The 18,424-nt window shown below is 35.9% G+C and carries 19 protein-coding genes; 5 read left to right on the forward strand and 14 right to left on the reverse strand.

Annotation, left to right across the window (positions count from 1 at the left end):
• Nucleotides 1–63 precede the first annotated feature (63 nt).
• Nucleotides 64–540, reverse strand: a complete 477-nt coding sequence (locus RQ907_RS00005; RefSeq protein WP_311491351.1) for a pyridoxamine 5'-phosphate oxidase family protein — start codon at nt 538–540, stop codon at nt 64–66.
• Nucleotides 541–809: 269 nt separating this feature from the next.
• Between RQ907_RS00005 and RQ907_RS00010 the strand changes: the two genes are divergently transcribed.
• Nucleotides 810–4,334, forward strand: coding sequence for an adhesin domain containing protein (locus RQ907_RS00010; RefSeq protein ID WP_311491352.1), 3,525 nt, complete (start codon nt 810–812; stop codon nt 4,332–4,334).
• A 190-nt stretch (nt 4,335–4,524) separates the two neighbouring features.
• Here the strand turns inward: RQ907_RS00010 and RQ907_RS00015 are convergent, their stop codons facing one another.
• Nucleotides 4,525–5,550 (reverse strand): M42 family metallopeptidase, encoded by a 1,026-nt coding sequence (locus RQ907_RS00015; protein WP_311491353.1) that lies wholly within the window; start codon nt 5,548–5,550, stop codon nt 4,525–4,527.
• Between the two features lie 77 nt (nt 5,551–5,627).
• Between RQ907_RS00015 and RQ907_RS00020 the strand changes: the two genes are divergently transcribed.
• Nucleotides 5,628–6,143 carry a hypothetical protein gene (locus RQ907_RS00020; RefSeq protein WP_311491354.1) on the forward strand — a complete coding sequence of 172 codons (516 nt, stop codon included), beginning with the start codon at nt 5,628–5,630 and terminating at the stop codon, nt 6,141–6,143.
• A 1-nt stretch (nt 6,144) separates the two neighbouring features.
• The gene (locus RQ907_RS00025) at nt 6,145–6,609 is read left to right on the forward strand and encodes a hypothetical protein (protein ID WP_311491355.1); all 465 of its coding nucleotides are present in this window, start codon (nt 6,145–6,147) and stop codon (nt 6,607–6,609) included.
• A gap of 117 nt (nt 6,610–6,726) precedes the next feature.
• On the opposite strand, the gene nagB is transcribed toward RQ907_RS00025, so the two are convergent.
• Both nagB and rbr read right to left on the reverse strand, forming a co-directional pair.
• A complete protein-coding gene (gene nagB / locus RQ907_RS00030) occupies nt 6,727–7,449 on the reverse strand; it encodes a glucosamine-6-phosphate deaminase (RefSeq protein WP_311491356.1) in 723 nt (240 codons plus the stop codon).
• 505 nt (nt 7,450–7,954) lie between these two features.
• On the reverse strand, nt 7,955–8,548 hold the full coding sequence (rbr, locus tag RQ907_RS00035; RefSeq protein ID WP_311491357.1) for a rubrerythrin: 594 nt from the start codon (nt 8,546–8,548) through the stop codon (nt 7,955–7,957).
• 349 nt (nt 8,549–8,897) lie between these two features.
• Between rbr and RQ907_RS00040 the strand changes: the two genes are divergently transcribed.
• A complete protein-coding gene (locus RQ907_RS00040) occupies nt 8,898–10,169 on the forward strand; it encodes a glucose-6-phosphate isomerase (protein WP_311491358.1) in 1,272 nt (423 codons plus the stop codon).
• Between the two features lie 45 nt (nt 10,170–10,214).
• Here RQ907_RS00040 and RQ907_RS00045 read toward each other — a convergent pair whose 3' ends face one another.
• The 5 genes from RQ907_RS00045 to RQ907_RS00065 all read right to left on the reverse strand — a co-directional run bounded on the left by RQ907_RS00045 (nt 10,215) and on the right by RQ907_RS00065 (nt 14,229).
• Nucleotides 10,215–11,687: an ABC transporter ATP-binding protein gene (locus RQ907_RS00045; RefSeq protein WP_311491359.1), complete on the reverse strand. Its 1,473-nt coding sequence runs from the start codon at nt 11,685–11,687 to the stop codon at nt 10,215–10,217.
• Between the two features lie 79 nt (nt 11,688–11,766).
• Complete coding sequence (locus RQ907_RS00050; protein WP_311491360.1) at nt 11,767–12,282, reverse strand: hypothetical protein; 516 nt, start codon at nt 12,280–12,282, stop codon at nt 11,767–11,769.
• 53 nt (nt 12,283–12,335) lie between these two features.
• Nucleotides 12,336–12,644 carry a helix-turn-helix transcriptional regulator gene (locus RQ907_RS00055; RefSeq protein ID WP_311491361.1) on the reverse strand — a complete coding sequence of 103 codons (309 nt, stop codon included), beginning with the start codon at nt 12,642–12,644 and terminating at the stop codon, nt 12,336–12,338.
• A gap of 80 nt (nt 12,645–12,724) precedes the next feature.
• Nucleotides 12,725–13,612 carry a CPBP family intramembrane glutamic endopeptidase gene (locus tag RQ907_RS00060; RefSeq protein ID WP_311491362.1) on the reverse strand — a complete coding sequence of 296 codons (888 nt, stop codon included), beginning with the start codon at nt 13,610–13,612 and terminating at the stop codon, nt 12,725–12,727.
• The gene (locus tag RQ907_RS00065) at nt 13,609–14,229 is read right to left on the reverse strand and encodes a hypothetical protein (RefSeq protein WP_311491363.1); all 621 of its coding nucleotides are present in this window, start codon (nt 14,227–14,229) and stop codon (nt 13,609–13,611) included. The genes RQ907_RS00060 and RQ907_RS00065 overlap by 4 nt, the downstream gene beginning before the upstream one ends.
• 56 nt (nt 14,230–14,285) lie before the next feature.
• Between RQ907_RS00065 and RQ907_RS00070 the strand changes: the two genes are divergently transcribed.
• Nucleotides 14,286–15,140 (forward strand): hypothetical protein, encoded by an 855-nt coding sequence (locus tag RQ907_RS00070; RefSeq protein WP_311491364.1) that lies wholly within the window; start codon nt 14,286–14,288, stop codon nt 15,138–15,140.
• A 29-nt stretch (nt 15,141–15,169) separates the two neighbouring features.
• On the opposite strand, the gene RQ907_RS00075 is transcribed toward RQ907_RS00070, so the two are convergent.
• The 5 genes from RQ907_RS00075 to RQ907_RS00095 form a co-directional block, all read right to left on the reverse strand.
• On the reverse strand, nt 15,170–15,331 hold the full coding sequence (locus tag RQ907_RS00075; RefSeq protein ID WP_311491365.1) for a hypothetical protein: 162 nt from the start codon (nt 15,329–15,331) through the stop codon (nt 15,170–15,172).
• A gap of 10 nt (nt 15,332–15,341) precedes the next feature.
• Nucleotides 15,342–16,637, reverse strand: coding sequence for a C39 family peptidase (locus RQ907_RS00080; RefSeq protein ID WP_311491366.1), 1,296 nt, complete (start codon nt 16,635–16,637; stop codon nt 15,342–15,344).
• Nucleotides 16,638–16,740: 103 nt separating this feature from the next.
• Nucleotides 16,741–17,391, reverse strand: coding sequence for a TlpA disulfide reductase family protein (locus RQ907_RS00085; RefSeq protein ID WP_311491367.1), 651 nt, complete (start codon nt 17,389–17,391; stop codon nt 16,741–16,743).
• Nucleotides 17,381–18,244, reverse strand: coding sequence for a 4Fe-4S binding protein (locus RQ907_RS00090; RefSeq protein WP_311491368.1), 864 nt, complete (start codon nt 18,242–18,244; stop codon nt 17,381–17,383). The genes RQ907_RS00085 and RQ907_RS00090 overlap by 11 nt, the downstream gene beginning before the upstream one ends.
• Nucleotides 18,237–18,374 (reverse strand): CD1871A family CXXC motif-containing protein, encoded by a 138-nt coding sequence (locus tag RQ907_RS00095; RefSeq protein ID WP_311491369.1) that lies wholly within the window; start codon nt 18,372–18,374, stop codon nt 18,237–18,239. Before RQ907_RS00095 ends, RQ907_RS00090 begins: the two co-directional genes overlap by 8 nt.
• Nucleotides 18,375–18,424 lie beyond the last annotated feature (50 nt).

Consider the following 18,424-nt stretch of genomic DNA (forward strand, 5'->3'; position numbering starts at 1 on the left):
TGTTTAGTTTCCTCGTCTTTTTTCTATATTAGGACTTTTGCAACAGCCCCTTTTTAGAATTTCCTATCTTTCATTTACTTTTTTCCCTGTCATGTAGCTAATATGAAAGGCCAACATTTTTGTATTTTTAAAGCCTGCCTCCATATTTTCGTGAACTAGGTCCACGTTTGGGTAATATTTTTTTGCTAAGTTTATCATGGCATCTCTAGCAAAGTCTCTGTCTGTTATTTCTTCTACCAGGCCGTAGGCTACTACAGAAGATGTGATTTTTGACCAACCATCATCGGCCAAGCCATCTTCCAAAATTACCGTAAAACAAGCCTTGGGATTTTTCTCTATGCAGTCAATCTTATAGCCAGTCTTGGTACCATGAAAGTAAATAGACTGGTTTTCCTCATCATAAACAAAATTTAAGGGAAAAGCGTAAGGGTAATCATCTTCTCCATTTAAGGCAAGAACTCCCCTTGGCGATTTTTCTAGGATTTCTTTTATTTTTTCAAGACAAATTTCATTTTTAACTTTTCTAATTTTTCTAAACATGATTACTCCTTTTTTATTTATTATTATACTTTTATGTGATTCTCCTATCTATGAACACAATTTTATAAAATTGATCAATGCTATCGAATTTTTATAACTTAATATATAATAACAAGATTTCGTCAAAAGCAAAACTAGTGGTTGTTTTTGGCAATCTTTATTTACATTTGTAACGAATCAAGTAAAATATAAGTATTATTTCATATTTTTAAATTAATCTAAAAGTTCATTTTACTTTTAGTTGGAAATTAGAGAAAGAAAGGAATCCTATGAACAAGAAACAAAAACTCCTTGCCATAGCCCTATCCGCCTCCTTTGTCCTAGCTGGGGCAAATGTAGCAGATGCTAATGAGCAAGTTCAAACTGAAAATGTAAGTCAAGTTATAGATAATAAGGCCCAAGCCGACCTTCCACAAGGTCAAGCTTCCAAGAATGAAGCTAAATCAGAGGAAAAATCAGAAACTGCAGACGCAAAACCACTAGGCATGGAAATATCAGAGGAAAAAACTCCAAAAGCTCAAAAAGCAGCTGCAGAGAATTCTGAGCCAAACTATTCTGAAGAAGAGAAGAACATCAAAGACTATAGTGACAGCGAACGTTATAAGGAAACCGACCTTACACCAGGATCAACAATTGTTGGAAATGTAAATACAGATGAGGGAGTCGTAAAGGACGGTTTTAAGTTTGATACCAAAAACCCATCACCAACTTCCCCAAGCAAGACGGAATATGGTTACCTAATTTCTATCGACAAGAAAACCGGCCAAAGGACCTATACCAAGATTAACGTAACAGATTCCGGTCGTATTCTTGTAAATACAGGGGATAAGCCAATGATGGGAGAGGGAGAAAAACTTACTCCTGATTCTCCTGATGTTACCTACAAGCCAGATGAAGATGGTGATATATCAGGAAAAAGACAAAAATTATATAACTACGAAGCAAGTGAAGAAACCCTAAAGCATATCAACAGCAAGGACAATGACACCACTATTATTGGTATGAAGGATAACTACACTAAAGATAATCCGCCAAAAAAGTATTTCGATGAAAGCTTCGCCATAACCTACAAGGTCAATCCATGGCCAAATGAAAATGATAAGCTTCAATTAATGAAGCTAAATGGCGAATACAATAAAAAAGTATTTGTCCAAGGTCAAGACATTGACACCAAGGTTAAGGTAGACAATATTGACGCAAACGCCAAGGAAAGACTAGTAGGTCAAGTCTATAACCCTATTACAGGAAAAATTGTCCCAGGAGCAAGCGCCTATATAGGAGATGATGGCAACATCCATATCAAAATGCCGGAAGGTGCTCTAAAGAAGGATGAATCTGGCAAGACTGTCATCAATGAAGACTCAATCTTTAACACACCTGACTACAAGGCCCTTCAAAACCTAGATGTCAAATTTTTTGCTCGTCCAAGAACAGCTGAAGAATTTAAAACCATAGCAGAAACACCAGACGAATCTGGTGAAACAGGAACATACACAGGCTCAGGAGCTGGTACTGAAGAAATTAACCATGCAGGTAAAAAAGTAAATATCGACAAGCAAGGTATCGACCGCTACGACCACTACAACCTTATCGGCGGATTTAAGCTAAACCTAGATGACACCCGTTATTACAACCAAAGCTTTGAAGACCAAAATGGTGATGATACATCCAAAAACACATCATCAAACATAAGACCAAACGAACCTTTTAAAGTTCATATGTTTACTCCTAAAGATCCTAGCAAAACAGATAAGTCTGCAGAAGAGATGAATGCGGCAGATAACAGAGGAGAAGCTAATGGTAGACTTATTATGGACTTCATCAAGAAGGCAAATGAAGGCAAAAGTGAAGATGATAAGTGGAAGATAGAAGCATCGCCTAATAATATATCAGAGTTTTCAATTACTGCTCCAGCATCTGCAAAGGCAGGAGACTTTATAGCTATACCAGTTGAATATACCTACACAAATGGATCAAAGAATATCCACTGGTTCCACTTTGTAGTAAAGGAATCTGACAATAATGTTCCAAAGTACGAATCAGAAGCGGGAATAGCTGGAAAAGAACTTAAAAAGACTCCAGAGCTTTCTCAAACTGATGCAGCTAAAAAGAAACTTCAACCAAAATCTTATAAGCTTGCTAAAACTGAATACAAAGATGATAAGGGCAATGTTTGGAATGTAAGCATTGATGAAACAACAGGTGAAGTAACAGCTACAGTGCCTGGCAATGATAAAATCCCAGAAACCGGAACAAAGCTTAATGTCGATGTAGAAGTGACCTACGAAGAAGAAGTTGAAGTAGGTGATAAAAAAGAAACAAAAACCTACACCGAAAAGACAAGAGCCCAATTTTATTCAATCCCTTCTACAAGACAAGAAGTAAAGAAGGAATACGAAACAAAACTTCCTTTTGAAACAAAACTTATTTACGACGAAACAATCCCAGCAGGTAAAGTTATAGAAGAAGGCGGAAAAGTTGGCAAGCAAAAAATGGTCTTTTCTCAAATCGTCGTAGGCAACAAAAAAGGTGCTATAATTGACGGAAAATTTGTAGAAGGCAAGGAAGCTGTAACAACTGAAGTGGTAGAAAAAGCTCAAGATAAGATTATTAGAATCGGTACAAAACCTGCAGAAATAACTGTAGAAATACCATTTGATACTGACTACGAACTTGACTATACCAAGAAAAAAGGTGAAGAACCAACTCAAGTTACTGAGGGTAAAAAAGGTGTGGTCACAATCAAGACTACAAGAGATCCAGAAACTGGCGAAATAAAAATCACTCAAGAAGTAACTAAAGAGGCTACAAATAGGAAATTGAGTATTCCAGCAGGTACAGAAGGAACCAAGGTCCACAAAGAAAAACTTCCATTTGGATATGAAATTCAATACGACGAAAATCTAGAAGCAGGAAAATATGTCGTAGATGAAAAAGGAAAAGAGGGAAGTAAAACCACTACTTGGACTATAAAGAATTCTGAAATAGTTGGCGACCCAACCGAGAAAATCGAAAAGCCTGTAAATGCGGTTATTAGAGTAGGTAAAAAACTAACTAAAAACACCTGCCCAGTACCAGGCTTACCAAACACACCAGAAGATGAAAGTCCACACAATCCGGTGGGAGAGAAACCAAATAATTCGAAAACTCCAGAGGATAATAATAAAAATCCTGAAAAAACTGAGGGCAACACACCAACCACACCTGAAACAAAACCAGAAAATCCAAAAGGACCATCAAAGCCAGACGAAGATAAAAAAGAGAAGGATAAACCAAGTGAACCAGAAAACCCAGGCTCAAATCCGAAATCTCCAGAAAAACCTGGTAAGCAAGAGGAAGCTAAGCCAAGTGAATCAGGAGAAAATCCTGTGAAACCACAAGTTCAATCTAAAGCTAACCAAGAAAATTCATTTGAAATGAATAAGTCAAAGGTCTCTGAAAAACCTAATCAAAATTCATTGACCCTCGAAAACTCAATAGTTATTGAAAATCCAAGTGAAAATCAAAAAGAAAATAAAATTTCAAAGGAAATTGAAAATTCTAAGGAATTTGAAATCCCTAGGGACAAGGAAAATTCTAAGGAAGAAAGCAAAGTAGACTTCTCAGATGTATTATCAAAAAAGGATAAAAAAGAATCAGAAAACTCAGATTCTGATGAATTATCAATGAGGGCAAAGAAAAAGTCAACCAACCCAAAAACTGGTATAAGCTCAATTGCCCCAATCTTCACAAGCATGGGACTTTCAATATCAGGACTATTTGCAACAAAGAAAAAGAAAAAAGAAGACCAATAAAATCTGATTTTGGTGATAAAAGAGAGCAAAAAAGCTCTCTTTTTTTATCTAAGATTAACTTAATATTTATTTTTGTATTAAAAAACAAAATGATTGATTATTTCAAATAAAAAACCAAGCATTTTACCTAAGATTTTAAAAATCTTAAAGACAAAAAACTTGGTTTTACGTCAAAACAAAATTCTAAAAATTATTTACCCACAAGGTTTACCAACAAATCAAAAAGCGATTTTATTGCCTTTTCGTGAGTCCTTTCGTAGCCATGGCTGGCTGCTACGCCGCAACCAACTAAGGCGTGCCTATAGTCGTAGTCGCTTGCAACTGCTGCTGAGGCGTCTGAACCGTAGTGTGGGTAGATATCTAGGCCGAAATCTAAGTCTAAATCTTTGGCGATAGCTACTAGGTCATTTGTTAGGTCGTAGTTGTATGGACCTGATGAATCTTTAGCGCAGATTGAAAGTTTTAATTCATCGCAAGTTAAATCTTCATGGACAACTCCCATGTCCACTGCAACCATATCTCTTATTCCTTTTGGATGGCCTGATGCAGCTCCATGGCCCACTTCTTCATAGATAGTAAACATCATGTAAAGTGGACGGTTGATTTTTATGTTTTTATCCTTGATTTCCTTGGCTAGGGCTAATAAAATCCCTGCGCTAGCCTTGTCGTCGAGGTGACGGCTTTTTACAAAACCATTATCTATCCTAAATCTTGGGTCAAGGGAAATAAAATCTCCATTTCCTATGCCAAGTTTTTCAGTTTCTTCCTTAGAATGGGTGATAGCATCGATTACAACTTCCATAGTTTCGTCATTTCTCTTCGCTTCTCTAGGTTCATCTGACCCATGAACTGCAGGATTATTAAGCCTTACAACACCTGTATATTCCTTGCCGGAACGGGTGTGGATTTTCACATTTTCAAATTCCACATAATTAAGAGGAAAACCACCAAGGGTAGTCACCCTCAAGGCTCCATTCTCTTTGATAGACCTTACCATGAGTCCCAAGGTATCAACGTGGGCAGAAAGCAAAAGTCCATTTTCCCCTTCCATCTCATTAATAGGGACAATCACATTGCCCTTGTTGTTTTGGTAAGGCGCATAGCCTAAGTTTGTAAATTCATCCATCAAATATTTTTCAGCAAATTTGGTAAAACCAGTTGGAGATGGAGTGTTCACAAGATTCTCTATATATTTTGTAATTGTAGATATTTCCATTTTTTTCTCCTCTTATCTATAGTATAATGTCAATACAATATTATATTATAAGATGTGAATTTATAAAGGAATACAAAATGAAAAAATATATTTTTAAGGAAAAATTTTTGAAAATAACAGATAAATATTGGATTAAGGACGAGGACGGAAAAGACTCCTTTTACCTTGACCAAGATTTTACCTTTATTGGCTATAGGGCCACAGTTTTCGGGCCTGATAGGCAAAGACTTTTTAGGATAGAAAAGAAAATCCTTTCACTTTTGCCAAAGTTTTTTGTAGACTTTGAAGATGGGGCAAAAATGACCATCAATCAGAGATTTACCTTCCTAAGAAAGTCCATAGATGTAGATTGCGATTTTGGGACAATTAACCTTAAGGGATCTATTTTTGACTATGATTTCATTATTAGTCTAAATGGAGAAAAAATCGGCGAAGTTAACAGGAAATTTATTTCCCTAACCGACCACTACGTCCTCACAGTTTTCAACGAAGACTACACCTTGGCGATGATTGCCCTTGTAATTTGCCTAAACAAAATCCACGACGATGAAGCAAGCGCTGCAGCCGCATCTGCAAGTGGTGGAGGTCAATAAAATGATAGAATTAGTTTTTATCCTAGCAGGCATCTTTGCCTTGGCGGGGCTTTATAACTTATATTTGTTCGGAAAAATCAGCCAAAGAGTGAAACTAACAAAGCTAGACCTCGGGGTCTTCGCTATGATGATAGCCTTATTTTGGATATACAATTGGGTCTTTAAGCCATATCCAATAAATACACTAGCAATAGGACTTTCTATGCTATTTTGGAACTACTCTGCAACTATATCAAGAGGTTTAAGCGACCAGTACGTCTTTACAAATAAGTTAAACCCCTTCATCAACAAAAAAGTTCCCCTCTCAGAAATACAATCAGTAACCATATCCAGAGCCGAAAAAAATCTTTTATTAATAATAAATTTCAAAACAGCCAACAGCCAAGACAACATGAGATTTTCCTTCGCCAAGGAAAAAGATTTGGTAAAAATTTTGAAAAATCAGAAAGTAAATGTTATTAATTAGGTGAATTTAAAAAATAGACTTAGTTCTTATATTACTAGTACCATGGTATTGGTATAAACCAAAAAGACGAGCAGGCAGGCTCGTCTTTTTTGAGTAAAAATATTTAAAATTTACTACCTAACCCTTATAGGCTTCTTCATCTACAAACAAATAAACATTTGGATGGAGATTTAGAAGTGAACATGGAAGTTCGGTTGAGATTGTATCGTCGTTTAGGAGTCTTTTTACTGCCTCATGTTTATTTTTGCCACTGGCTAGGACTATTAGGGTTCTTGAATTAAAAACTTCCTCTACTCCCATTGATAGGGCGTATCTTGGAACTTCGTCTTCATTTTCAAAAAATCTTGCATTTGCTTCTATGGTTGATTCTGTTAATTTTATAATAGAAGCACGTCTATTTAGCTTTTCTGCTGGTTCATTGAAGGCTATGTGGCCATTTTCTCCAAGACCTAGGATTTGGATATCCCTTTGTCCGAATTCATCAAGAACTTTCCTGTATTCTAAGGCATATTTTTCATCATTTTCTGGTGCATAAGGCAAGTTAATATTTTCTTTTTTGATATTTACCTGGTCAAAAAGGTTTTTGTGCATGAAATATGAATAGGATTGTTCATTATCTGCACCTATGCCTACGTATTCATCCAAATTCACGCTTTTTGCATATTTAAAAGAAATCTCGCCTTCTTTTTGGGCTGCTATTAGATTTTTATATAAACCGATTGGGCTTGATCCTGTTGCAAAACCAAACTTCAATTGTGGTTTTTCCACCATATTGCTTATAACAAGCTCACTCGCTTTTTTGCTCATATCATCATAATCTTTGCATACTATTAATTTCATCTATTTCTCCTCATATAAAATTATATCATTATCACTTATATTCTTATTTTACCTTTTATAGGGAAATAAAAAACCCGCTTTTAATGAGTTTAAGAATCTGATTTAACTTGCAAAGTCCTTACTTAAAATTAGACAAAATAAAAAACCTAGCTGATAGCCAGGTTTGAATAATCCCCGGCCAAGGCCGGGGGTAAGGTACGTAATCTTTTTCAACGAACGCTCCTTTTCGTCGCGTTCTTATGAAAAAATTACATAAATTTTTTCATCAATCTAACCTTCGTGCTAAGCACTCGGTTATATTGTGAAAATCATATAAATTTCAAAAAACCCCGGACGAGCCGGGGTTGTAAAGTTCGTAATGTTTTTATTCCAGTCACTCCTATTCGTCGCGACTTAAATAAAAAATTACATAAGGTTCTTCATAAATTTCTTCTGCGGTGCTTAACACCTTGAGAAATTGTGAAGATCGCAAAAATTTTGCTTACAAAATTTTTGCTACCATTAATTAATAGTTAAATGCAGCTACTTCGAACCATTCTTGTGGGTGGTGGCATGCTGGGCAGATTTTTGGTGCTTTTTTGCCTTCATATAAGAAACCACAGTTTCCACATTTCCAGATTACTGCTTCTTCTTTTTCGAATACTGTGCCGTTTTCGATGTTATCGTGTAATTTTTGGTACCTATCTCTGTGTGCACCTTCAGCCTTAGCTATATTTCTGAATGCTCTAGCGATTTCATCGAAGCCTTCTTTTTCTGCTACGTCTGCAAATGCTGGGTACATATCTTCGCATTCTTCGTTTTCACCGTCGATAGCACCTTGAAGGTTTGTTAATGTGTCATGCCAAATTACTGGCCAAGCTGTGTAACCTTCTGTAAGTTCGATTGTTTCAAGTTTGAATTCTTCTCTTAGGAATTTATAAAATCTTGCAGCGTGTTCACCTTCGTTCATAGCTGTTTCTCTGAAGATTGCTGCGATTTGTCTATAACCTTCTTTTTCTGCAGTTTTTGCTGCGTATGTATATCTCATTTTAGCTTGTGATTCGCCAACAAATGAAGTAATTAAGTTTTGTGCTGTTTTTGTTCCCTTTAGTTCTGCCATAATAATCTCCTTTATAAATTTATTTCTTCAACTTATATTCATATTATATTATTAATTATTCGTTTGTCAAGAATGATTCTAAAGTTTTAATCAATCTAAATTTGATACATATAATCATTATCATTATACAATTGCTAGCTTTTATTTATTTATTTTCTGCCATTTTTATAAAACTCCACTCATGTTTAATTTTATATTTTTGAGGGCATTTCTAACGGCAAAAAGAAATGATAATAATTATCAATTTGTATATTATCCAAAATTTTTGATTATTCTTGTTTCTACCTCAGGATGGTTTTTCTCTATCGGGCCAAATTGAGGTATAATTATATAAAGCAAAGGAGGCTATATGAAAGTAGATTTTAGCAATGTTAATTTAGATAAATTAGATAAATACGAAGAAAGAGCCCTTGCTGCTTTTGATACCCTTATGGGCAGAAACGGCGAAGGTAACGACTTTCTAGGCTGGATTGATAGACCAGTCGACTATGACAAGGACGAATTCGAAAGAATTAAAAAAGCTGCAGCAAAAATCAGAGAAAACTCTGATGTTCTTGTTTCTATTGGTATAGGTGGATCTTACCTTGGTATCAAGGCAGTAGATGTAGCTTGTGATACTTACTTCGATTCAAAAAGAGATACAAAGGTAATTTACGCAGGCAACCAAATTTCTGGCCAATACTTAGTAGAGCTTTTAGCTTATTTAAAGGATAAGGATTATTCTGTAAATGTAATCTCAAAATCAGGCACAACAACAGAACCAGCTATTGCCTTAAGGTTTTTAAAAGAAGCCCTAGAAGAAAAATACGGCAAGGAAGGCGCAAAAGAAAGAATTTTCGCTACAACTGACAAGGCAAAAGGTGCCCTAAAAGAGCTTGCCACAAAGGAAGGCTATGAAACATTTGTAGTTCCAGATGATATCGGCGGTAGATTTTCTGTAATATCAGCAGTAGGACTCTTGCCACTAGCTGTAGCAGGCATTGATATTGATGAATTTATGGCAGGTTTTGCTGATGGTAGAGAAAAATACAGCGAAAAATCAATGGAAAATGACGCCATCAAATATGCAGCAGTAAGAAATATGCTCCACGAAAATGGCAAGGAAATTGAAGTCCTCGTAAACTACGAACCAAAATTAAAATACGTAGCTGAATGGTGGAAACAACTCTATGGCGAGTCTGAGGGCAAGGATGGCAAGGGAATCTTCCCAGCAAGTGTAAACAACACAACAGACCTTCACTCAGTAGGCCAAATGATCCAAGATGGCAAGAGAAACCTCTTTGAAACTGTAATCGAAGTTGAAAATGTAGACAAAGACATAGCAATCAAAGAAGACGCCGACAACCTAGACGGCCTAAATTACCTAGCAGGCAAAAATATGTCCTTCGTAAACAAACAAGCTATGGAAGGCACAACTATGGCCCACGTAGAAGGTGGAGTACCAAACATCAGAATTAAATTAGACAAGGTAGACGAAAGAAAACTTGCTGAACTTTTCTATTTCTTTGAAATAGCAGTAGGAGTATCAGGCTACATCCTAGGAGTAAATCCATTCAACCAACCAGGAGTAGAAGCCTACAAAAAAGCAATGTTTAAACTACTTGGTAAACCTGGATACTAGATGGCACACAAAAAGACCTCAGCCGAGGTCTTTTTTGCTTTGTCTTTATTTACTAATCCTAATAATATTAAAATTAGAATTTTTCGTAAATATTTCATCATGGCTTATAACTATAACTAGTTTCCCTTTTCTATTGAGGTCCATAATTAGGTCTAAGACCTTTCCCTTAACTTCAATGTCTAAGAAATTTGTTGGTTCATCGAATATATATAGGGATTTGTCGGTTTTTATGGCTTGTTTTAATTGTGCGAGTTTCTTCTGGCCTGATGAGCCTTTTACTTTATCTTTTAGGGAGCCGTATTCGCTTATGAGTGGGTTTGCTGGAATGTAGACCATATCTTCAAACAAGACGTCTGAGTTTTTATCAACTAGTTTATTATTTACAAAAATTTCTCCCTCATACCTTGTCGTTAGGTTCATTATGGCCTCTACCAGAGTGGTTTTTCCTATCCCATTATCCCCGACTATAAGGTTGATTTTTCCCTTTTCAAAGTTTTCGCTAAAGGCTTGGTGGAGTCTTTCGCCTCCACTTCCAAGACTTATGTAATCTCTTATTTCTAAGGAATTTATCTTAGCCTTATCAAAGCTTACAGGGGTCATATTTATAAATTCATAATAGGAATCCATGGCAGGCTTGCCTGAGACGTATTCTCTTCTAGTATTAAAGGTATCAAGCATAGGATCCCAAAGGGAGCTGATATAGATTGACACAGCCGCATAAGAACCTGGGGTCATCTTACCTTTTATGATAAGGATAATTGAAATAATGGTTGTAAGGGTAATGGCCATATTTAGGGTTCCATAAACGAAAATATTATAAATCACACTTTCATAGCGAACTTTTTTTATAAGATTATTGAAAAATCCCTTAAAAAAATCCTTAATTTCCGGCAGTTGCTTCTCTTCCAAAAATCTCTCTTCCTTGCTAAGACTATTAGAATCAAGCAAATAGCCCTTGATATTTTTCATATCATCCAAATGATTTGAAGAATAATCTGAAATCTTCTCCTCACTCTTATAGGAAACAAGGGCTGCAATTGGAGCAATAATCACAAAGGCTATCAAAAGATATGGTGAGATAAAAAATACAATTATACAAATTGCCACAAACTTTAGGGCATTCAAAAATATCCTCAAGGTATTTTTGTAGATAAAGGGCTGGACGATTTCAAAATTTTGGCCTAGTTCCTGATTTATCCTCGCCTGGTCAATATTATAAACCTTACTGTCATAGGATTTTAGGGCCTGATCAAGCCTTTGAAATTGATTAAGGTAGGCCTTGGCGTCATTTTTCCCAAAAAAATAATCTTCTAAGACATAAAAAATATGGATACCAATATCAAGTACAACCATGATTGCGATATGCTTAATAGTCTGGTCCAAGTCCTTAGCAATAGCAAAGTCTATGGCCTTTGCCGTATTGATTGGAATTAATAAGCCAAGTCCAATTACGATTAGCCTAATTATTAAAAGTTTTATAAATTCTTTCTTATCCGTCAAATAAAAAAATCTCAACATAGGGAGCCTCCTTTATTTTTGTTATAAATTCAATATACTTAAGTCAAACAAATTAAAAAGGGACATGGATGTCCCAATTTTAATTATTACTTAGAACGTCTCCTATGCCTTGGTTTATTGACTTTAATGCCTCATCTTTTCCAAGATGGCTTGCAAAAATTCTAGATAATTCTATTGAGTTTCTATATTTTTCATCTCCCAATTCATGTTGGCATAAAAATTTCAGATAATATAAAAATGCAAACATCTCGCTATGATTAGAATATTTTGCAAAAGAAATTGCTTCGTTAATTTTTTCTAATCCATTAAGAGAATCCCTCTCCATATCCATGACGTTAACAAGAGAGTAGTAGGCAATTAGTTTTATAAGACTTTCGTCGTTTTTATCTATTATGGATGATAAAATCTCTTTCCTATCAATATTTTTAAAATAAGTTTTATTATTACAAACATTTATAAGAAGTCTTGCTTCTAAAAAGCTCAAATCTCTAGTTAGTATATTATTTTTATTTATCCTAGCGCTCGTGATTTCCTCAAACTCCTCTGTTAAACTAAGCAAATTTGGAATTTTTAAAGATTTTATAAAAAGCTTCATTAGGGCTAGTTCGTAGTCTTTTCCCTTAAAACTTGGGTCAGCTTCTAAAATATTTAGTTTTTTTCTAAAAGGAGAATTTCTTCCCTGGATTTAAAGCCGCATAGGATATCAAAGCTTGATAAAAGGTCCTTATATAAGTAGTGGGACTCATAGATATCTTTTATACATAGATCAACTAGGTCGATATCCAGGACAGCTGATAATTTTAGGAGGGTGTCGATGCTTGGTTCCTTTATAAGTCCGTTTTCTATTCTAGATATGGATCTACGGCTGATGCCAGATAAAAATGCCAAGTCTTCCTGGCTTAGTCTTTTATTTTCCCTAATTTTTGTAAGGTCATTTCCAAATTTATAAATAGACATAAATCCTCCTTTTGCTTTATTATAATATACTACTTTAGCCCGACAAACAAAATTAAATTTCCCAGCAAAAAAAGACCCTGCTATTTGGCAGAATCTTTTTGTTTTATTTTCCTCATTAAAATTATCAAAATTCCTACTAGGACCAGGCTTGTTATTATCGAGCCTTCTAGGCCAAAGTCTCCTCCTGAAATTAGGGCTGGGCCTTTTAGGCTGGTTTTTAATATTGTTTCGCCTATTGGTTTGTATCCTGAGACTGTTATGCCGAATATATTTGCCATGGTCATGTTCCAGAAGGTGTGGGCGCCTGCCGACATGTATATGGAGTCACTTATGTAAAATACAAGGGAAAATATTACCCCTACTAAAAAAATATTTACAAAGGCCATTGGGCTAAAGCCAGCATTTCCTAAATGTAAGATTGAAAATATTAGGGAATTGGCTATAATTGCAAGTCCTATTTTGCCACTGGCTGCCATTTGGTTCATCAAAATCGCCCTTAAGAGAAATTCTTCTTCAAATCCTTGGATCATCCAAGCTGGGAGGAAGGCTAAAAAGAGTTTTAGGTCAATTTCGTTTTTCCTTATTTCTGCAAAGCCAATTAGCTTTAAGCTTATAACTACAAGGGTCAAGAGGATAAAGCCCAGCAAAATACCTTTGCCATAGGATTTGAAAACCTCATTATCCACCAATCCTAAGGAGTGGTTATTTCTTTTTAGGCCAAATCTTGCAAATATGTAGGCTAAAATAAGAGTTAGGGCTGTGGAATAAACTATCAGCAAGAAATACAAATTATTTGAGTCTATGAACGAAAAAAATCTTTCAATATACTTGTATTTTGGGGCAAGACCTGCGATTTGTCCGAGTCCATATTGGGGAAGTATTACCAGAAGTGAAAGGATGACGGTAATAATTACTATATTTAGGTTGCGGGCATACTTGGCCTGACTTATTGATTTATTCTCTATCATTTGACCAAATCCAAGGCCCCGCCGATTATGCCATTAATAAAATCTCTTGACTCGAAAATTTCATAGCCAAAGAGCTTTTTCTTGAGGAAAATCTTTGCGTCCATGCTCTTGACTTCTGCACCATCTTTAGAAAGTTCTCTCATGTAGGCCTCGTGTTGGTTTTCCTTTTCAAGGTTTTTCACCTTATCAAAACAAGTGATATAGTTCACATTTGAAATCTTTAGGCTCACTTCCATACCCCCATCTATATCGACTTTATTTAATACTTTAATATCAAGATTTTTAAAATTATTCCTGACAAACTCGTCCTGTTTTTCTTTATCATCAGAATAAGATTTTTTGAGGACTTCAAAAATCACATCAAGCCTATCCATATTTTCTTCCATGAAGGCAGTATCATCAGTTTTAATCGCCTTTTCAATCCTAGCCACAGTCCTGTCAACATTGTGGGAGAGACTTCTCGCACCAAAAAATATGGCAGCAACAAAGAGAATAAAAATTAAAAAATAAGGTCCAAAAGTCCTTCTCTTACGCTTTTTTTCCCTGATTCTTCTCTTCTTCTCTCGGGTCTTAGGATTTTTATATTCTTTACTTTCACTTCTTTTACGTCTATCCATAATTCCATCCTTTTAAATATTATACCATTTCTGTAATTTTATGATATGATAAATATATGAAGTACCTAAAAAATAATTTTGCGACAGGCCTTTTCCTCTTAGCCTTTATAGGTCTAATCTTTAAGGCCCTTATCGCCAAAAATCTACAAGCTAATGAAAATTTAATAACAAGGGCTCTTACTTCCTACCTCATAGCCTACCTAGCCTTTAAAATCTCCTTTATGGAAACAAAAAAAGTAGGGCTAATCTTTATACCTCTCATTTTTTACAGCCTAAGTCTGGCCCTTATCATAAATGAAGGTATATCAACAAGAATCCCTAGGGATAGCTTGCAAATCATGACCAGTCTTTACAAACTAATGGTCATGGTAGGAGTGTTTTTTATCCTAGAGTTAATCTTCAATAAACTAGTCGGAAGCCTTGCCACATCTGTCCTAGGAGGGCTGTCATTTTTAATATTTCTTGCCATAATTTTTAGCAAAAAGCTTGACATTTTAAGGCCTTTTGAGGATTTCTTCCTCTATTTTAGTTTTTATGTAATGGCAATTAGGTTAAGGTCGGCTGCCAGATTGAACCCAGCCCTCCTAGTCCTCGCTATTTTATTGGTTATAGGTGAAATTTACCTAAGAGAAAGATACAAATTCGACTATGGATTTTTATTTACAATTTTTCCCCTTACCTATCTAATCCTTAAAACCATCACATATGAAGCAGTTTTTACTTTTGCAGACTATTTGGCCTTGGCCCTTACCTATATTTATCCGGCCCTTTTTGTAATCATAAAAACTAGCCTTGACCTAGAAAGCTTGGCCATTTCAATAATAGCAATCCTTGCTTCCTATATTCTTGGCCAAGGAATTTACAAAATCAAAAACAAGTACCTTTCCTATTTGCTTTTAGGAATCAATTAAAAATGCAGGTCAAACGAACCTGCATTTTTTTATATTATTTCTTTGATAAACATGGTAATAGCCACTACAGCTGTAGTTGTTATAATAGATAGGGTTTTGTCTTTGCCGAATTTTTTTATAAGGATTTTTGACAAAAGCTCCAAGACTATAGAAACTACCAAGGCTATAATTATTGTTTGTATATACCTCATTTTCCCTTCCTTATTTGATTTCCCAAGCTACAGTTACTTCTCCCCTTAATTTCCACCAAGGAATGTTTTCTAGGGTATTTCTTCTCATATGGTAAGGGTCATTTACAACAAAACTCCCATTCTTATAGGAATCTACAACCATATAATGTCCACCATTTATAAAGGCTCCTGGACCAACTCTTATAACTATTGGATTTCTCTTAAGAGCTTGGGTGAAGGCCTCCTTGTGGACTGGCACATCATAAGATTTAAAACCGTAGGCCTCAACTCCTTCTATGAAATATTGCCAATCAGTTCCATCCCAAGATGAATAATCTCTGGCAACTGCCATGGTGTTTGTCGGATAAATATTATTGGTATTTAATTTTCTGTTTAAAACCATTGCCATAACTGTTGGTCCACAACCAAGTTGGCCCATAGTTGATGAGGCGTAGGCCTTATTTGCCCAACGACTATCAAATTGACTAAAATATGGGGTTTTTCTCATTAAATTTTGAGTAAAGCCCGGCTTAAATTCTCCACCTGTTCCCCTTGATAGGTAGGCGTGGGCGACCTTGTACTTGTAAATTGCCTCCCCGTTGCCATTTATCCAATACATCTTATGATCAAAAACCTTGTTTACATTGCGAAGAAGTCTCAAACTTCTCTCGTGAAAGGCATATTTTTTTCCATTGATGGTTACGAGTCCTTCTGCAGGTTTGCCATCTTTGAAATAATACCTATCGCCAACCCAACCTCTTAGATATTTGCTATCGGTCCTGGTTGCTTCGCCATAGTTGTTAAAGTAATAGTTAACTCCATTGAAGACCCTGTTTTGCTTCCTAAATATAGACCCATCTTGGTCAAAACCATAGGTGATATTTCCTATCTTTTTCAATCCCTTAGCATAGCCGGTTTCTGGGTCATAGTAACCAAGTTTGCCATTGTAATAATCCCAACCAATGTAGTGGGCTTCGCCATTTGCATCTACATGGATATTTTCATTGGCAAAGCGTTTATTTTTTATCATTTGACCAGTGGTCTTGTCAAAATACCTGCGCACCTCGCCTGTATCTGTAAGACCCTTTGCCATACTGCCATCTTCGTGATAGTGGTAGACATCTTCCCTTGTGCCTTCATCTGATTTTTGAGCCACTTGATTTTCTTCACTTGTAGGTTTGGCTTCCTTGCCTGGGCTTTCATATTTTTGTAAAATACTGTCTAGGCTTGTTGGATCATAATATATAATATCTTCTGATGCAAAAGCCGAATTTATACTTAAGGCTGCCGATATCAGGATGCCTGTAAATAATAATTTCTTTTTCATTTCGCCTCCTTTTCCTTATATTATATCAAAGATTGGCTATTTTTACCAAAAGAAAATCCCGACAGAGTCGGGATAAACAGAATTTTTATAGGGGAATGATTTTTTATTTGTTTGATGCTTCCTTAGCTAGGTCTATATTTGCCTTTAATTTAGCTATTTGATCATCGCTTGTGATTGCTCCTACCACATCTTCGCCGACAATATTGCCGTTTTTGTCAACTACGATTGTTGTTGGATAAGCAAATACGTGGTCTAGGTATTTTTTGATTTCGCCTTCTTGTTTGATGCCAAGAGCTTGGTAGCTTGGTTTGTTTTCGCCAACTATTCTCTTGAAGGCATCCATAGTTGATTGGTCATACTCAGCATCTGTGCAGAGGGTGATGAAGTTTACTTTTTTATCCTTTTTGAGGTCATCTGCCACCTTGTTTAACTCTGGCATTTCTTCTATACAAGCAGAACAGCCTGTAAACCATAGGTTGATAACTGTAGCGTCATAGTTTTTGAAATCTTCGTTGGTAAATTTCTTGCCTTCTTGGTCTTTGGCCTCAAAAGTTCCGAGAGTTGTTGGTTTTTCACCTTCTACTTTTGGTGCTTCGATTGGAGTTTCTGTATCATTTGTAATCTTTGCTCCTTTTGGCATTTCAGCTTGGCTTATTGCTTCTTGTTTTACTTCTTCTGGTTTTTCTTCCTTTTTTTGTCCACACGCCACAAGAATTCCTGCGAGCATTAGGGCTAAAACTATTTTATTTTTCATTTTCTTCTCCTTTTTTTCTTATAAATTCACTGGTGATGGCCTTGGTTGGGCAGGCCTTTACGCAATCTCCACACCTAATACATTCTAAATGTGCAGTATTTTTCCTAATATCAACATCCATCTTGCATACCCTTGCACACTTGCCACAGTCGATGCACTTATGATCGCTCAATCTTAATTGGTAGAGGGAAAATTTATTAAAGAGCGAATAAAAGGCACCCAGAGGGCAAATCCACTTGCAGAATGGTCTGAAAAATCCAATGGATAGGATGATTGTAATTATTAAAATTACAAATTTAAACCTAAAGAGAGGACCAAGAGCTGCTCTTAAGGCCATATTCCTAGAAGCTAGCGGAATGGCTGCTTCCATTATGCCTTGAGGGCATACATACTTGCAAAAGAATGGAGGTACAACTTCAAATTTACCCTTAAGGGCAAAACCAATTCCTACTAGGATTCCACTTAGGATTATGTATTTGATATACCTAAGAATTTTCAATTTTCTTGTCGAAAATTTCTTACTTGGAATCTTGTGGAGCAAATCTTGGAAAAATCCGAAGGGACAAAGAAATCCGCAAATGAGTCTCCCAAAAATCACCCCAAAAAACATGATTAATCCTATTACATAATAGGAAAACTTATATTTTTTTGATCCTATAACCGCTTGGAGACTTCCTATGGGACAAGATCCTGCAGCACCCGGGCATGAATAGCAATTCAAGCCTGGTAAACAAGCCTTTTTGCCGGCTCCCTGGTAGATTTTGCCTTTTAAGAAATTACCCAAGTGAAAGTTATGGGCTAGGGTAGATAGGGCCTGGATGATTATTTTTTTGTAGTTTCTTAACTTATCCAATTCCTATACACTCCAAACACAAATTGATTGCCTTCATAAAAACTGTATCGACTTCTTTCCTATAAATCCCAAAGCCAATGAAGGCGAGGCTCAGGGCAAAAAGGGCCAATGTAATTTTTCTTTCTTTCATCTTTTCCACCTTTTCTTTCATTAACTATATTCTATCAAAGCCTATGTTAA

It is taken from the genome of uncultured Anaerococcus sp. (assembly GCF_963510575.1).
GTDB lineage: Bacteria > Bacillota > Clostridia > Tissierellales > Peptoniphilaceae > Anaerococcus.

Coding starts and splice junctions, on each gene's coding strand:
- RQ907_RS00005 (WP_311491351.1), bottom strand. CDS start 540: ATGTTTAGAAAAATTAGAAAAGTTAAAAATGAAATTTGTCTTGAAAAA.
- RQ907_RS00010 (WP_311491352.1), top strand. CDS start 810: ATGAACAAGAAACAAAAACTCCTTGCCATAGCCCTATCCGCCTCCTTT.
- RQ907_RS00015 (WP_311491353.1), bottom strand. CDS start 5,550: ATGGAAATATCTACAATTACAAAATATATAGAGAATCTTGTGAACACT.
- RQ907_RS00020 (WP_311491354.1), top strand. CDS start 5,628: ATGAAAAAATATATTTTTAAGGAAAAATTTTTGAAAATAACAGATAAA.
- RQ907_RS00025 (WP_311491355.1), top strand. CDS start 6,145: ATGATAGAATTAGTTTTTATCCTAGCAGGCATCTTTGCCTTGGCGGGG.
- nagB (WP_311491356.1), bottom strand. CDS start 7,449: ATGAAATTAATAGTATGCAAAGATTATGATGATATGAGCAAAAAAGCG.
- rbr (WP_311491357.1), bottom strand. CDS start 8,548: ATGGCAGAACTAAAGGGAACAAAAACAGCACAAAACTTAATTACTTCA.
- RQ907_RS00040 (WP_311491358.1), top strand. CDS start 8,898: ATGAAAGTAGATTTTAGCAATGTTAATTTAGATAAATTAGATAAATAC.
- RQ907_RS00045 (WP_311491359.1), bottom strand. CDS start 11,687: ATGTTGAGATTTTTTTATTTGACGGATAAGAAAGAATTTATAAAACTT.
- RQ907_RS00050 (WP_311491360.1), bottom strand. CDS start 12,282: ATGAAGCTTTTTATAAAATCTTTAAAAATTCCAAATTTGCTTAGTTTA.
- RQ907_RS00055 (WP_311491361.1), bottom strand. CDS start 12,644: ATGTCTATTTATAAATTTGGAAATGACCTTACAAAAATTAGGGAAAAT.
- RQ907_RS00060 (WP_311491362.1), bottom strand. CDS start 13,612: ATGATAGAGAATAAATCAATAAGTCAGGCCAAGTATGCCCGCAACCTA.
- RQ907_RS00065 (WP_311491363.1), bottom strand. CDS start 14,229: ATGGATAGACGTAAAAGAAGTGAAAGTAAAGAATATAAAAATCCTAAG.
- RQ907_RS00070 (WP_311491364.1), top strand. CDS start 14,286: ATGAAGTACCTAAAAAATAATTTTGCGACAGGCCTTTTCCTCTTAGCC.
- RQ907_RS00075 (WP_311491365.1), bottom strand. CDS start 15,331: ATGAGGTATATACAAACAATAATTATAGCCTTGGTAGTTTCTATAGTC.
- RQ907_RS00080 (WP_311491366.1), bottom strand. CDS start 16,637: ATGAAAAAGAAATTATTATTTACAGGCATCCTGATATCGGCAGCCTTA.
- RQ907_RS00085 (WP_311491367.1), bottom strand. CDS start 17,391: ATGAAAAATAAAATAGTTTTAGCCCTAATGCTCGCAGGAATTCTTGTG.
- RQ907_RS00095 (WP_311491369.1), bottom strand. CDS start 18,374: ATGAAAGAAAGAAAAATTACATTGGCCCTTTTTGCCCTGAGCCTCGCC.